This is a genomic window from Streptomyces sp. JH34, assembly GCF_029428875.1.
Taxonomy (GTDB): Bacteria; Actinomycetota; Actinomycetes; order Streptomycetales; family Streptomycetaceae; genus Streptomyces.
Genome location: NZ_JAJSOO010000001.1, coordinates 2136634 through 2152076, shown reverse-complemented (window position 1 = coordinate 2152076; position 15443 = coordinate 2136634). Strand labels below are relative to the sequence as shown.

Below are 15443 nucleotides of genomic sequence, written 5' to 3'. Positions count from 1 at the left end.
CGCGGCTCCGTCACGGGTTCCCGATCTCCGGCGATTCTCCCGGCACTCCCTCACCGCGAGGCCGGTCCCACGGTCCCGGGAGCACCGACCGCCGTCCCGGCAGTCGCCCCGGGCAGCCGCACCACGGGGGTCAGTCCCACGACCCGCGGGCCCGCGGCAGCCCGGCCATCTCGGCCAGGTCCCGGTCCGTGAGCACCAGCCCCGCCGCCCCCGCGTTCTCCACGGCCCACCGCTCCCTCTTCGCGCCGGGCACGGGCACCACGTACCTGCCCTGCCTCAGGACCCAGGCCAGAGCCACCTGCGCCGGAGTGGCGCCGTGCCGCTCCGCGATCCTGCGCAGCCCCGCCACCACGGGCTGGTTGGCCGCCATCATCTCCGCGGTGAAGCGGGGGTGCCTGGCCCGCGGGTCGTCCGGCTCGAAGCCCTGGCCGGGTTTGAGCGTGCCCGTGAGGTAGCCGCTGCCCAGCGGCATCGCCGCCAGTACACCCACCCCCCGGGCCGCGCACCACGGCAGCAGGTCCTCCAGCGCCTGTGGCGACCACACGGAGAGCTCGGCCTGGACCGCGCTGACGGGAAAGACCTGTTGGATCCGCTCCAGCTGCCGGATGGTCCCGTCGTGCATCCGCGCCCCCGGCCGGCGGCCGGCCCTCGCACCCACCGCGCACAGCCCCAGCGCCCGCACCTTGCCGGCGGTCACCAGGTCCGCCATGGCCCCCCAGGTCTCCTCGACCGGTACCTCGGGGTCGGCCCGGTGCAGCTGGTAGAGATCGATCACATCGGTCTGGAGCCGTCGCAGCGAGGCGTCACACGCCCGGCGCACATAGCCGGGACGGCCGTTGGCCACGATGTGCTGATCGCCCACGAGCAGACCGCACTTCGTGGAGAGGAAGGCCTCGGACCGGCGTCCCCTGAGTGCCCGGCCGATGAGCAGCTCGTTGGTGAAGGGCCCGTACATGTCGGCGGTGTCGAGCAGTTGGACACCCGCGTCCAGTGCGGCGTGCACCGTCCGCACCGAGCGGTCGCCACGCTGCTGCGACGTGTCGTAGGCCCAGCTCATCGGCATGCAGCCCAGCCCGACCGCACCCACGGCGAGCGCCGTCGCACCGATAGTCCTGCGCTCCAACTCCCCGAACCCTCCCTCGGTCCCGTGATCACGGGGCCCACCAGCACCCCAAAGTAACCTCTGCGGCTCCGCGGCCTTCGCATAGCCTCGTGACCATGACTGCTGCAACCGCCACCGACGTATGGCTGCCCTTCGCCGCCGAGGAGATCGACGGCCTCCCCGAGGGTCTCAACTACCGTTTCTGGGACGGCGGCCGGGACTACCCTGCGGATCCCGCCGACTGCGCGTTCTACGTCGTCCCGTACATGAAGGGCTCCGAGGTCGCGGTCCGCCCCCTCGGGGAGATGAAGGCGGTCCAGGTCGTACAGACGCTCTCCGCGGGCATGGACCACGTGGAGCCGGGGCTCGGCCTGCTGCCTGCCGGAGTCCGGCTGTGCAACGCCAAGGGTGTGCACGAGGCATCGACGGCCGAGCTCGCACTCGCGCTGGTCCTCGCCTCGCTCCGCGGGTTCCCGGGCTTCGTGCACGGCCAGGACGAGGAGGAGTGGAGGTCCGGTTTCTACCCGGCCCTCGCCGACAAGTCCGTGCTCGTGGTGGGGTACGGATCGATCGGCGCGGCCATCGAGGACCGGCTCGAACCCTTCGAGTGCGCGCGGGTGGTGCGCGTCGCGCGCTCCGCACGGACGACCGCACGCGGCCCCGTACACGCGATCGAAGACCTTCCGGCGCTGCTCCCCGAAGCCGACGTCGTCATCCTGTCCACGCCGCTGAACCCTTCCACACAAGGGCTGGTGGGGCCCCGCTTCCTCGCAGCGATGCGGGACGGCGCACTGCTCGTGAACGTCGCACGCGGCGCCGTCGTCGACACCGACGCCCTGCTGGCCGAACTCGAGTCCGGCCGGCTGCGTGCCGCCCTCGACGTGACCGACCCCGAACCCCTGCCCGCGGGGCACCCTCTCTGGCATGCTCCCCACACACTGATCACCCCTCATGTGGGCGGCAGCACCTCGGCGTTCCTTCCCCGGGCCAAGCGTCTGCTGGCCGGACAGCTGACCCGGTTCGCGGCGGGGGAGCCGGTCGGCAACCTCGTCCTGACGACCGGCTGACCACGCTCCGCAGTGGCCCGACCGCTCCGCGTCCCGTCAACACCCCATGTCGTTACGGAGAGTAGGGCGACTATGTCCCTGAGTGACGACTCTGGTGTATCGTCCGCAAGAGGGCAGCGCCGTGGAAGGGGCGGCGCCGGGGAGGAAGCGGATCGCGAGGGGGCGATGAGCGATGTTCGGCCAGTGGAGATACGAACCGACGCGGCGGGACGAGCGGGAGAAGCCGACGGCGGCGAGGGCGCCGGGGCAGGCCCGAGGGGCTCTCCGGTGAGCGCCCTCGGGGCCCTGCTCTCCAGGCAGCCGGCAGCCGGACGGTCCTCCGGGCTGCGCGCCCAGCTCGTTCTCGCCGTCGTCTGCGGCGGATACGCCCTGGGTGCCGCGTTCGGCTGGGGGTCGCCCGAAGTCGCTCTCCTCATGGGTGACTTCGGTCTCAGCGTCGCCGCCCTGATCGCCGCTGTCTCCTGCTTCCTCTACGCCCGCGTCGGCGGCGGCCGTTTCCGGCCCGCCTGGCTCCTCTTCGCACTGTCCTCGGCCATGGCCGCCGGAGGCAACGCGATCTGGGGGTGGTACGAGGTGGTGCTGGGGCGTGAAGTGCCTTCTCCGTCCCTCGCGGACCTCTTCTTCCTCTGCTTCGCCCCGCCGGCCGTCGTCGGGCTGCTGGTCCTGGCCAAACGGCCCGTCACGCGGGCGGGCTGGGTCTGCCTGGTGCTGGACGCCTGGCTGATCGGCGGATCCCTGCTGACGCTCTCCTGGAGCCTCGCCCTGGCCCACACCGCCCAGGTCGCGAACGCCGAGGGGGAGAGCGTGGCCAGGGCGGCCCTCTCGCTCGCCTACCCCCTGCTCGACATCGTGCTGGTCTCCATGGTCCTCGCACTGCACTTCCGGCGGGTCAACATGAACAGGCCGGCAGTGAACACGGCCATCGCCGGCCTCGCCCTGACCGTGCTGTGCGACGCCCTGTTCACCGCTCCGCTGATGCGCTCGTCCTACCACTCGGGCCAGTTGCTGGACGCGGGCTGGTTCGCCGGTTCCATGCTTCTCGCCTACGCGCCCTGGGGTGCCCATCGCGGCAAGGACAACGCTGTCGAGGCCCCCTCACCCGAGCCGCGTGCCGCGAGCCGCCCGATCGCCGGGTCCCTCGCCGCGCTCACGCCCTATCTGGCCGCGGCGGTCTGCACCCTCGGCATCCTGTACAACGTCGTGGAGGGCCGGAGGGTCGACAGGGTGGTGGTGCTCACCGGCTGCACGGTCGTGCTCGCCCTCGTCCTGCGCCAGGCGATCATGCTCCTCGACAACATCGCGCTCAACCAGGAACTGGCCCAGAAGGAGAACCACTTCCGCTCCCTGGTCCAGGGCTCCAGCGACGTCATCATGATCGCCGAGCCGAGCGGGGTGCTCCGCTACGTGAGTCCCGCGGCTGCCGGGGTCTACCGGCGTGACGCCGAGGACCTCGTCGGTGCGGAGCTGTCGTCGATCATCCACCCCGACGACCTCGGGGGAGTGGTCCACGAGCTGCGGCGCTTCCTCGCCGCGCCGGCCCGCGAGGAGCCCACCACCCGCATCGAGTGCCGCTTCGGATCGGGCACCGGCGACTGGCTCCACGTCGAGTCCACCGTCAACCGCCACCAGGGCGGTCTGCTGCTCAACAGCCGCGACGTGACCGAGCGGGTCCGACTGCAGGCGCAGCTCCAGCACAACGCCGAACACGACCCGCTCACCGACCTGCCCAACCGCTCCCTCTTCACCACCCGGGTCGGCCAGGCGCTCGGGGGCCGCCGGGCCGGGGATCCCGGTACCGCCGTGCTCTTCATCGACCTCGACGGCTTCAAGGCGGTCAACGACTCCATAGGCCACCAGGCGGGCGACGAACTCCTCGTCCAGGCCGCGCGCCGCCTCCAGGAGTCGGTGCGCGCCTCGGACACCGCGGCACGCCTCGGGGGCGACGAGTTCGCCGCGCTGATCGTCGGCGACGGAACCCGTGACCAGGCGGCCAGGGAGTACCAGGTCCACGAGATCGCCGACCGGCTGCGGCTCAGGCTGTCCCAGCCGTACCGGATCGGCACCGGCGAGGTGCGGGTGGCCGCCTCCATCGGGGTCGCCTTCGCGGAGCCCTCCATCACGCCCAAGGACCTCATGCGCAACGCCGACCTCGCCATGTACCGCGCCAAGGCGAACGGCAAGGGCAGGGTCGAGCTGTACGCCCCCCAGATGCAGGCCGACGTCGTGCGCCGGTCCGAGCTGGCCGCGCGGCTGCGCACGGCCCTGCGCGAGGGTGAATTCGCCCTGCTGCACCAGCCCGTCGTCCACCTGGCCAGCGGCACGGTCGCGGCCGTCGCCGCCCAGGCACGCTGGCGCTCCGCGCAGGGCATCCTGTTCACCCCCGCAGAGTTCCTCCGCGTGTCCGAAGGCAGCGAACGCGCGGCCGAGCTCGGCAGCTGGCTGCTGGAGGAGGCGGTCGAGCAGGCCGCCGACCGCTTCCGGGCCGGGCATTCCGTCTCCCTCTCCGTGCGCGTCTCGGCCGCCCGGCTCCTGGACAGTGCCCTGCCGCCGGGCTCCGTCGAGGCGCTCCTGACGCGGCACGGGCTGCCCTCCGGAGCCCTCATGATCGAAGTGGGGGACAACGACCCCCGGATCTCCTTCGACGAGCTGGAACAGCGCCTGGTCGCGCTGCGCCGCCTCGGGGTCCGGATCGCACTCGACGGCTTCGGCAGCGGGTACGCCGCGGTCAACGCCCTGCGCCGGCTCCCCATCGACGTCCTGAAGCTGGACCGGTGCCTGGTGGAGGGCGTCGTCGAATCGGCGAGGCTGCACAAGATCACCAGCGGGCTGCTGCGCATCGCGGGAGACCTCGGCATGCAGTCCGTGGCCGAAGGCGTGGACGTGCCCGAACAGGTGCGCACCCTGCGCGCCATGGGGTGCACCCACGGCCAGGGGATGGCCTTCGCCGGCCCGCTGGACGAGTACCGGCTGCGGCGCACCCTGATCCGGGGGAAGTACCCCGTCCCGGGCGTCGTCGCCGCCGCTCAGCCGGTGCTCGCGGGTGGCGTCATCCCGCTCCAGGGTCGCTCACATGATGAGACGCCCGTCCCACCCACTTGACACCGTGTGCGTGCCGGAGAGAGGGTCAATGCCATGCGCACCCGAATTCTCGTACTTGGAAAGCGCGTCGGCTGAAGCAGGGTCACTCATGGACACCCTGCAGACCGCACCGGCGCGCTCCCCTCGCTTGCCTCACGGCGCGAGGGGTTTTTTGTTGCACCGGGACCTTGCAAAACACCACAAAAACACCGCATAAACCCTCAGCTTCGAGAAGAGAAGGCCGATGACCGAGCAGGCAACCGGGGCCCAGCACCCGCAGCCGCGGGCCCGTAACGGCGGACCGTCCTCCGCCTCCGTCGAGCACCTCACGGGCGCGCAGTCCCTCATCCGTTCTCTCGAGGAAGTCGGCGCCGACACCGTATTCGGGCTCCCCGGCGGTTGCATCCTTCCCGCGTACGACCCGCTGATGGACTCCACCCGGGTCCGTCACGTCCTGGTCCGCCACGAACAGGGTGCCGGTCACGCGGCCACCGGTTACGCGCAGGCCACGGGCAAGGTCGGTGTCTGCATGGTCACCTCGGGGCCCGGTGCCACCAACCTGGTCACGCCGATCGCCGACGCCGCCATGGACTCCGTGCCGCTGGTCGCGATCACCGGCCAGGTCGCCTCCGCCGCCATCGGCACGGACGCCTTCCAGGAAGCCGACATCTGCGGCATCACCATGCCGATCACCAAGCACAACTTTCTGGTCACCCGCGCCGAGGACATCGCGCACACGATCGCCGAGGCCTTCCACATCGCCTCCACCGGCCGCCCGGGGCCGGTGCTCGTCGACATCGCCAAGGACGCGCTGCAGGCGAAGACCAACTTCAGCTGGCCGCCGACGATGGACCTGCCCGGCTACCGTCCGGTCACCAAGCCGCACGCCAAGCAGATCCGCGAGGCCGCCAAGCTCATCGCCCAGTCGAAGCGCCCCGTGTTCTACGTCGGCGGCGGCGTCATGAAGGCCGGCGCCACCGCCGAGCTGAAGGTCCTGGCAGAGCTCACCGGAGCGCCCGTCACCACCACCCTGATGGCGCTCGGCTCCTTCCCCGACAGCCACCCGCTGCACGTGGGAATGCCCGGCATGCACGGTTCGGTCACCGCCGTCACCGCGCTGCAGAAGGCCGACCTGATCGTCGCGCTCGGGGCCAGGTTCGACGACCGCGTCACCGGCAAGCTGGACAGCTTCGCCCCGTACGCCAAGATCGTCCACGCGGACATCGACCCGGCCGAGATCGGCAAGAACCGTGCCGCCGACGTCCCGATCGTCGGTGACGCCCGCGAGGTCATCGCCGACCTCGTCCAGGCGGTCCAGGCCGAGCACACCGAGGGCAACACCGGCGACTACGAAGCCTGGTGGAAGGACCTCAACCGCTGGCGCGAGACCTACCCGGTCGGTTACGACCTGCCGGAGGACGGCAGCCTCTCGCCGCAGCAGGTCATCCAGCGCATCGGCGAACTCGCCCCCGAGGGCACGATCTTCGCGGCGGGTGTCGGCCAGCACCAGATGTGGGCCTCGCACTTCATCCAGTACGAGCGGCCCGCCACCTGGCTCAACTCCGGCGGCGCCGGGACGATGGGCTACGCGGTCCCGGCCGCCATGGGCGCCAAGGCGGGCATGCCCGACCGCGCGGTCTGGGCGATCGACGGCGACGGCTGCTTCCAGATGACCAACCAGGAACTCACCACCTGCGCGCTCAACAACATCCCGATCAAGGTCGCGATCATCAACAACGGCGCCCTCGGGATGGTCCGCCAGTGGCAGACCCTGTTCTACAACCAGCGCTACTCCAACACCGTGCTGCACTCCGGCGCGGACAGCGACGGCGTCCCCGCCAAGGGCACGCGCGTCCCGGACTTCGTCAAGCTGTCCGAGGCCATGGGCTGCTACGCGATCCGCTGCGAGGACCCGGCCGACCTGGACAAGGTCATCGCCGAGGCCAACGCGATCAACGACCGCCCGGTCGTCATCGACTTCATCGTCCACGAGGACGCCATGGTGTGGCCGATGGTCGCCGCCGGCACCTCCAACGACGAGGTCATGGCAGCGCGCGGAGTCCGCCCCGACTTCGGCGACAACGAAGACGACTGAGAGACAGAGAGAGACACGACTCCATGTCCAGCAAGCACACGCTCTCCGTCCTGGTCGAGAACAAGCCCGGTGTCCTCGCCCGGATCACGGCTCTGTTCTCCCGGCGCGGCTTCAACATCGACTCGCTCGCGGTCGGGACCACCGAACATCCCGACATCTCACGCATCACCATTGTCGTGAACGTCGAGGGCCTGCCCCTGGAGCAGGTGACCAAGCAGCTCAACAAGCTGGTCAACGTCCTGAAGATCGTCGAACTCGAGCCCACCGCAGCGATCCAGCGGGAGCTCGTCCTGGTGAAGGTCCGCGCCGACAACGAGACCCGCTCCCAGATCGTCGAGATCGTCCAGCTGTTCCGCGCCAAGACCGTGGACGTCTCCCCGGAGGCCGTCACGATCGAGGCGACCGGGGGCGCCGACAAGCTGGAGGCCATGCTCAAGATGCTCGAGCAGTTCGGCATCAAGGAGCTCGTCCAGTCCGGCACCATCGCCATAGGGCGTGGCGCGCGCTCGATCACCGACCGTTCCCTGCGCGCACTCGACCGTACGGCGTAAGACCTCACGGGCCACCTCGCCGCTCGCATGGCGAGACCCGGCAACGTATCCGACGCACCCCGCCGTACGGTGGGACGCAACACCTGCACACCAAGGAGAAGACCCAGTGGCCGAGCTGTTCTACGACGACGATGCCGACCTGTCCATCATCCAGGGCCGCAAGGTCGCGGTCCTCGGCTACGGCAGCCAGGGCCACGCCCACGCGCTGTCGCTGCGTGACTCGGGTGTCGACGTCCGTGTCGGTCTGCACGAGGGCTCGAAGTCCAAGGCCAAGGCCGAGGAGCAGGGCCTCCGCGTGGTGACGCCCTCCGAGGCCGCGGCCGAGGCCGACGTCATCATGATCCTCGTCCCGGACCCGATCCAGGCCCAGGTCTACGAGGAGTCCGTCAAGGACAACCTCAAGGACGGCGACGCGCTGTTCTTCGGCCACGGCCTGAACATCCGCTTCGACTTCATCAAGCCGCCGGCCAACGTCGACGTCTGCATGGTCGCCCCGAAGGGCCCGGGTCACCTGGTCCGCCGCCAGTACGAGGAGGGCCGCGGCGTCCCGTGCATCGTGGCCGTCGAGCAGGACCCCTCGGGCAAGGGCCTGGAGCTCGCCCTCAGCTACGCGAAGGGCATCGGCGGCACGCGCGCCGGCGTCATCAAGACGACCTTCACCGAGGAGACCGAGACCGACCTGTTCGGTGAGCAGGCCGTCCTCTGCGGTGGCACCGCCGCACTGGTCAAGGCAGGTTTCGAGACCCTGACCGAGGCCGGCTACCAGCCGGAGATCGCGTACTTCGAGTGCCTCCACGAGCTGAAGCTCATCGTGGACCTCATGTACGAGGGCGGCCTGGAGAAGATGCGCTGGTCCATCTCGGAGACCGCCGAGTGGGGCGACTACGTCACCGGCCCGCGCATCATCACGGACGCCACCAAGGCCGAGATGAAGAAGGTCCTCGCCGAGATCCAGGACGGCACCTTCGCCAAGAACTGGATGGCCGAGTACCACAACGGTCTGCCCAAGTACAACGAGTACAAGAAGGCCGACAGCGAGTCCCTGCTGGAGACCACCGGCAAGGAGCTCCGCAAGCTCATGAGCTGGGTCGACGACGAGGAAGCCTGAGTTCTCGCCGGGGGCAGGTCCGACGGGCCTGCCCCCGGCACACGGCCGGCCTCACACCCCGTGTCACTGCGGGGAGAGGCGGGTGGCAGGGAGGCGGTTCCGTACGTCTGTACAGACCGTTCACCCCGTGCGGGTGATCCTTCCACCGGGGCGCGGTCCGCGCCCGGCCGCATGACTACACTGCTCAACACATACACGCGTCAGGGCCCACAGTGTCGTGCGTCTTCCACGCGGCTAGCCCCTCCACCGCCTGCGGCCGTCGGGACGGCCGTCCGCACTGGACTTGTGAGGACTCACGTGAGCTCGAAACCTGTCGTACTCATCGCCGAAGAGCTGTCGCCCGCCACGGTTGACGCCCTGGGTCCGGACTTCGAGATCCGGCACTGCAACGGCGCGGACCGCGCCGCGCTCCTCCCCGCGATCGCCGACGTCGACGCGATCCTGGTGCGCTCCGCCACCAAGGTCGACGCCGAGGCCATCGCCGCCGCGAAGCAGCTCAAGGTCGTCGCCCGTGCCGGCGTCGGTCTGGACAACGTCGACGTCTCCTCGGCCACCAAGGCCGGTGTGATGGTGGTCAACGCGCCGACGTCCAACATCGTCACCGCCGCCGAGCTGGCCTGCGGTCTGCTCGTCGCCACCGCGCGCAACATCCCGCAGGCCAACACCGCCCTGAAGAACGGCGAGTGGAAGCGCTCCAAGTACACGGGTGTCGAGCTCAGCGAGAAGACCCTCGGTGTCGTCGGCCTCGGCCGCATCGGCGTGCTGGTCGCGCAGCGCATGTCCGCCTTCGGCATGAAGATCGTCGCGTACGACCCCTACGTGCAGCCCGCGCGTGCCGCGCAGATGGGCGTCAAGCTCCTCACGCTGGACGAACTGCTCGAGGTCTCCGACTTCATCACGGTGCACCTGCCCAAGACCCCCGAGACGCTCGGCCTGATCGGCGACGAGGCGCTGCACAAGGTCAAGCCCTCGGTGCGCATCGTCAACGCCGCGCGTGGTGGCATCGTCGACGAGGAGGCGCTCGCCTCCGCCCTCAAGGAGGGCCGGGTCGCCGGCGCGGGCCTGGACGTGTACACCAAGGAGCCCTGCACGGACTCCCCGCTGTTCCAGTTCGACCAGGTCGTCTGCACCCCGCACCTCGGTGCCTCGACCGACGAGGCCCAGGAGAAGGCGGGCATCGCCGTCGCCAGGTCCGTCCGGCTCGCCCTCGCCGGTGAGCTCGTGCCCGACGCGGTCAACGTCCAGGGCGGCGTCATCGCCGAGGACGTGCGTCCCGGGCTGCCGCTCGCCGAGAAGCTCGGCCGGATCTTCACCGCGCTCGCGGGTGAGGTCGCGGCCCGCCTCGACGTCGAGGTCTACGGCGAGATCACGCAGCACGACGTGAAGGTGCTCGAACTCTCCGCGCTCAAGGGTGTCTTCGAGGACGTCGTCGACGAGACGGTGTCCTACGTCAACGCCCCGCTCTTCGCGCAGGAGCGCGGTGTCGAGGTCCGCCTCACGACCAGCTCCGAGTCGCCGGACCACCGCAACGTGGTGACCGTCCGCGGCACGCTGTCGAGCGGCGAGGAGGTCGCGGTCTCCGGCACGCTGGCAGGCCCCAAGCACCTCCAGAAGATCGTCGCGATCGGCGAGCACGACGTCGACCTGGCGCTCGCCGACCACATGGTCGTCCTGCGCTACGAGGACCGTCCGGGCGTCGTCGGCGCCGTCGGCAAGATCCTCGGCGAGGCCGGTCTGAACATCGCGGGCATGCAGGTCTCGCGGAAGGACGCGGGTGGCGAGGCGCTGGTCGTCCTCACCGTCGACGACACCATCCCGCAGTCGGTGCTCACCGAGATCGCCGACGAGATCGGTGCCGCCTCGGCCCGTTCGGTGAACCTCACCGACTGATCCACGGCGTACCACGGCCGCGCCCGGCCGACGGATCCTGATCCGTCGGCCGGGCGCGGCCGTTCGCGACCCACGGTGCGCGGCGTCCGTGCGTCAGCCGTCGATGTGTCCCGTGAAGAGCATGACGAGGAACAGGGTCCAGCCCGTGGTGGAGATCAGCACGGGGAACCATGCGGCGATCACACAGCCCGACAGGACGAGACCGTTGCGCCGGCGCCGTCGCGCGGGAGTCCTGGCGAGGAACCAGCTGGGCAGGACCAGCGCGTAGGCGAGCAGTAGACCGCCGGTCAGCAGGAACGTCCTGTCGGCGAAGGTGTTCTCCACCGAAGACACGGCGACGGCCAGCACCGGCGCCAGCACGGTGCCGGTCAACGGGGCCGCCCACCAACGCGGTTCGGGCTCGGTGGGGGCGGTGAGGGGGGTGGACGTCCTGACGTCGTTGCTCATGGACCCAGTTCACCGCGCGTGACGTTCCGCTCACTCCGTCGGTGTACTCAGTCCGCGGCCGTGCCGTACTCATCCCGGGCGTGGTTCACAGCCGTGCCGCCTTCAGCGCCATGTGCAGGAGCAGCCGGTCCTCGCCGTCGTTCAGGTCGAGGCCGGTCAGCTGCTGGACCCGGGCGAGGCGGTAGTAGAGCGTCTGGCGGTGGATGCCCAGCGCGGAGGCCGTGCGGCTCGCCTGGCCCGCGCGGTCGAGGAACACCTCTGCGGTACGGGCGAGTTCCGCGTGGGCGGGGGTCAGCAGCGTGCGGACCGTCCGGTCCGGTGCGGTGCCCGGTGTGCGGGGCAGGGCGGCGAGGAGGCGGTACGGGCCGATGGCCGACCAGTCGGCGACCGGGCCGAAGCGGGGTTCCGCCGAGGCCGCGCGGGCGGCGGACAGCGCCTCCTGCCAGGCGTCGGTCAGCTCCGCCAGGCCCCGGCGGGCCGCAGCGAGGCCGGCGGTCGCGGCGGGCCCGGCCGCCGAACGCAGCCGTTCCGCGGCCGTCGTCGCCGGGTCGAGCGTCTCGGGGGAGCGCAGCCGGACCAGGGCGGCCAGGACCCGGGCACCCGGGCCGGCCACTGCGGCGAGGGCTGCCGCAGAGGGGACCGTACGAGCGGAAGGCGCCTCCCCGTCCCACGGGATGACGCACACCACCGCGTGCAGGCCGTCCGCGTCGGCGCCGAGGGCCTCGCGCAGCGCGGACACCGCCATCTCGCGCTGCCAGCCGCTCACCGCGACGAGCACCGCGCCGAACTCCCGCGAGAGGTCGGTGCCGGCCCGCTCCTCGTCGGCGAGCAGGGCACCGATCCGGGCCGCGACGTCCATCGCCGCCGCCAGCTGCCCGTCGGTCGGCCCCGGGTCGGCGTCCAGCAGCCACACGTAACCGAGGACGACACCCCGATGGCGTACCGGGAGGCAGACGCGGTCCCGGAAGACCCCGGCCTCCGGGGCGGCGGGGATGCGGACCGGGCCCGTCGCCCGGGTGATGCCGAAGCCCTCGAACCAGGCACGGACCGCGGGGGTGGAGCTCCGGGTGAGGATCGAGCGCGTACGGACGGGGTCCATCGCCGTGTCGTCGTCACTGTCGTGGGCCCCGAAGGCGACCAGGCCGAAATCTCGGTTCTCCAGGGTCGCGGGGGCGTTGAGCAGCGCGGAGATCTCGTCGACCAGCTCCTGGTAATCGCCCTTCACCCGGCCATTCTCGCACCCCTTCAGACATATGTCTGAGATCCAGTGCACGGATGCGTGACAGCTGTCGATGGCACGCGATGGCGGGGGTACCTAGATTTCACAGTGGTTCTCCGTGCCGTCCCGGTCCGTTCACTTCCGTACCGGTACGGCCTCGTTCGTACTCCGTGGAGGTGCCCCGTGCTGGGTCCCGTGATTCTCGCCGCGTCACGCAGCGACACAATGCGTCGTTTCATCTCGGCAGCGCCGGGCACCAAGCAGGTCGTCGACCGGTTCATCGCCGGTGAGAGCGTCGACCAGGTCGTCCCTGTCGTCCGGGACGCGGCCGACAAGGGCCTCGAGGTCACCCTGGACGTCGTCGGTGAGGACATCACCACCCCGGAGCAGGCCGCCGCCGCGCGGGACGCCTACCTCGAGCTGATCGGCCGTCTGGAGGAGCTCGGGCTCGGCACCCGTGCCGAGATGTCCGTCAAGCTGTCGATGTTCGGCCAGGCCCTCGAGAACGGCCACGACCTGGCCCTCGCCAACGTCCGCCCGGTCGTCGAGGCCGCCGCCGCGATCGGCACCACGGTCACGCTGGACGCCGAGGACCACACCACCCTCGACTCGATGTTCGCCATCCACGAGGAGCTGCGGAAGGACTTCCCGCAGACCGGCTGCGTGATCCAGTCCTACCTGTTCCGCACCGAGGCCGACGCCCGCCGTCTCGCCGCCGCGGGCAGCCGGGTCCGCCTGGTCAAGGGCGCCTACAAGGAGCCCGCCTCCGTGGCGTACCAGAGCAAGCCGGAGATCGACAAGGCGTACGTCCGCATCCTGAAGACACTGATGCAGGGCGAGGGCTACCCGATGATCGGCTCGCACGATCCCCGTCTCATCGCCATCGGCCAGGAGCTCGCACGCCAGGCCGGGCGCAAACTGGACGAGTACGAGTTCCAGATGCTGTACGGCATCCGCAGCGAGGAGCACGTCCGGCTCGCGGCCGAGGGCCACCGGATGCGCGTCTACACGGCGTACGGCACCGACTGGTACGGCTATTTCATGCGCCGCCTCGCGGAGAAGCCGGCCAACCTGCTGTTCTTCGGCCGCTCCGTCCTCACCAAGGGCTGAACAGGCAGCGAACCGAGGGTTCGGACCACAGGGCCGTACCCAGACTGAACCAGGGCAGACCCGCCCGGCCGACCACCCACCTCAACCAAGGAGACAAGGCACTCATGGACGCCGTCACCCAGGTCCCCGCGCCGGTCAACGAGCCGGTCCACTCCTACGCCCCCGGCACCGCGGAGCGCGCCCGCCTGGAGGCGAAGCTCAAGGAGCTCAGCCAGAACCCGATCGACCTGCCGATGACCATCGGCGGCGAGAAGCGCATGGGCGGCGGCGAGCGTGTCGACGTCGTGCAGCCGCACAACCACAAGGCCGTCATCGGCACCTTCGCCGGTGCCACCGAGCAGGACGCCCAGGACGCCGTCGACGCGGCCCTCGCCGCCGCTCCGGCCTGGCGCGCCATGTCCTTCGACGACCGCGCGGCCATCATCCTGCGCGCCGCCGAGCTGCTGGCCGGTCCCTGGCGTGAGACGCTGGCCGCCTCCACGATGCTCGGCCAGGGCAAGACCGCGCAGCAGGCCGAGATCGACTGCCCCTGCGAGCTCGTCGACTTCTGGCGCTTCAACGTGCACTACGCGCGCCAGATCCTCGCCGAGCAGCCCCCGGCGAACTCCCCGGGCGTCTGGAACCGCATGGACCACCGCCCGCTCGAGGGCTTCGTCTACGCGATCACGCCGTTCAACTTCTCCGCCATCGCTGCCAACCTGCCCACCGCGCCCGCCCTCATGGGCAACGTCGTGGTGTGGAAGCCGTCCCCGACGCAGACCCACGCAGCCGTGCTGCTGATGCAGCTGCTGGAGGAGGCCGGGCTGCCCAAGGGCGTCATCAACCTGGTCACCGGTGACGGCATCGCCGTCTCCGAGGTCGCGCTGAACCACCGCGACCTGGCCGGTGTCCACTTCACCGGCTCGACCCCCACCTTCCAGCACCTGTGGAAGACGGTCGGCAACAACATCGCCAACTACCGCACCTACCCGCGGCTCGTCGGTGAGACCGGTGGCAAGGACTTCGTCGTCGCGCACCCGAGCGCCGACCGCGCCGTGCTGAAGACCGCGCTGACCCGCGGCTCCTTCGAGTACCAGGGCCAGAAGTGCTCCGCGTCCTCCCGCGCCTACGTCCCGGCCTCCATCTGGAACTCCGGTTTCAAGGAGGAGTTCGCGGCCGAGGTCGACGGCATCACCATGGGTGACGTCACCGACCTGTCGCACTTCATGGGCGCCGTCATCGACGCGCGTTCCTTCGCGAAGAACAAGGCCGCGATCGACCGCGCCGCCGCCGACCCGACCTGCACGATCGTCGCCGGCGGTACGTACGACGACTCCGTCGGCTACTTCGTCCGCCCGACCGTCATCGTGTGCGACGACCCGGCCAACGAGGTCTTCACCACCGAGTACTTCGGCCCGATCCTCGCCGTGCACGTCTACGAGGACGAGAAGTACGACGCCATGCTGGAGCAGATGGAGTCGGTCTCCGACTACGCGCTCACCGGCGCCGTCATCTCCAACGACCGTGCGGCGGCCGCGTACACGATGGACAAGCTCCGCTACGCCGCGGGCAACTTCTACATCAACGACAAGTCGACCGGTGCCGTCGTCGGCCAGCAGCCCTTCGGCGGCGGCCGTGGCTCCGGCACCAACGACAAGGCGGGCGCCCCGCAGAACCTGCAGCGCTGGACGCTGACCCGCGCCATCAAGGAGACGCTGGTCCCGCCGACCGAGTACACCTACCCGCACCAGGGCTGACGCCCCCGGGGCGCCCGCACCGGGCGCCCCGCCCCGCACT

Annotated in this window: 11 protein-coding genes; 8 read left to right on the top strand and 3 right to left on the bottom strand. The window is 70.4% G+C overall.

Annotation, left to right across the window (positions count from 1 at the left end):
• Nucleotides 1-130: 130 nt before the first annotated feature.
• Nucleotides 131-1087 (bottom strand): aldo/keto reductase, encoded by a 957-nt coding sequence (locus LWJ43_RS09255; protein WP_277335845.1) that lies wholly within the window; start codon nt 1085-1087, stop codon nt 131-133.
• 131 nt (nt 1088-1218) lie between these two features.
• Between LWJ43_RS09255 and LWJ43_RS09250 the strand changes: the two genes are divergently transcribed.
• From LWJ43_RS09250 to serA, 6 genes are all read left to right on the top strand, one after another.
• Nucleotides 1219-2169 carry a 2-hydroxyacid dehydrogenase gene (locus LWJ43_RS09250; RefSeq protein WP_277331808.1) on the top strand — a complete coding sequence of 317 codons (951 nt, stop codon included), beginning with the start codon at nt 1219-1221 and terminating at the stop codon, nt 2167-2169.
• 267 nt (nt 2170-2436) lie between these two features.
• The gene (locus tag LWJ43_RS09245; protein WP_277331807.1) at nt 2437-5268 is read left to right on the top strand and encodes a putative bifunctional diguanylate cyclase/phosphodiesterase; all 2832 of its coding nucleotides are present in this window, start codon (nt 2437-2439) and stop codon (nt 5266-5268) included.
• 223 nt (nt 5269-5491) lie between these two features.
• Nucleotides 5492-7342: an acetolactate synthase large subunit gene (locus LWJ43_RS09240; RefSeq protein WP_277331806.1), complete on the top strand. Its 1851-nt coding sequence runs from the start codon at nt 5492-5494 to the stop codon at nt 7340-7342.
• 23 nt (nt 7343-7365) lie between these two features.
• Nucleotides 7366-7893 (top strand): acetolactate synthase small subunit, encoded by a 528-nt coding sequence (gene ilvN, locus LWJ43_RS09235; RefSeq protein WP_103760243.1) that lies wholly within the window; start codon nt 7366-7368, stop codon nt 7891-7893.
• Between the two features lie 106 nt (nt 7894-7999).
• The gene (ilvC, locus tag LWJ43_RS09230; RefSeq protein WP_277331805.1) at nt 8000-9001 is read left to right on the top strand and encodes a ketol-acid reductoisomerase; all 1002 of its coding nucleotides are present in this window, start codon (nt 8000-8002) and stop codon (nt 8999-9001) included.
• A gap of 297 nt (nt 9002-9298) precedes the next feature.
• Nucleotides 9299-10891: a phosphoglycerate dehydrogenase gene (serA, locus tag LWJ43_RS09225; RefSeq protein WP_277331804.1), complete on the top strand. Its 1593-nt coding sequence runs from the start codon at nt 9299-9301 to the stop codon at nt 10889-10891.
• Nucleotides 10892-10984: 93 nt separating this feature from the next.
• On the opposite strand, the gene LWJ43_RS09220 is transcribed toward serA, so the two are convergent.
• A complete protein-coding gene (locus LWJ43_RS09220; protein ID WP_277331803.1) occupies nt 10985-11338 on the bottom strand; it encodes a hypothetical protein in 354 nt (117 codons plus the stop codon).
• Between the two features lie 85 nt (nt 11339-11423).
• Complete coding sequence (locus LWJ43_RS09215) at nt 11424-12563, bottom strand: PucR family transcriptional regulator (RefSeq protein WP_277331802.1); 1140 nt, start codon at nt 12561-12563, stop codon at nt 11424-11426.
• A 177-nt stretch (nt 12564-12740) separates the two neighbouring features.
• Here LWJ43_RS09215 and LWJ43_RS09210 point away from each other — a divergent pair, with 177 nt between their 5' ends.
• The gene (locus LWJ43_RS09210) at nt 12741-13667 is read left to right on the top strand and encodes a proline dehydrogenase family protein (protein WP_277331801.1); all 927 of its coding nucleotides are present in this window, start codon (nt 12741-12743) and stop codon (nt 13665-13667) included.
• A gap of 104 nt (nt 13668-13771) precedes the next feature.
• Complete coding sequence (gene pruA, locus LWJ43_RS09205; protein WP_277331800.1) at nt 13772-15403, top strand: L-glutamate gamma-semialdehyde dehydrogenase; 1632 nt, start codon at nt 13772-13774, stop codon at nt 15401-15403.
• Nucleotides 15404-15443: the final 40 nt, after the last annotated feature.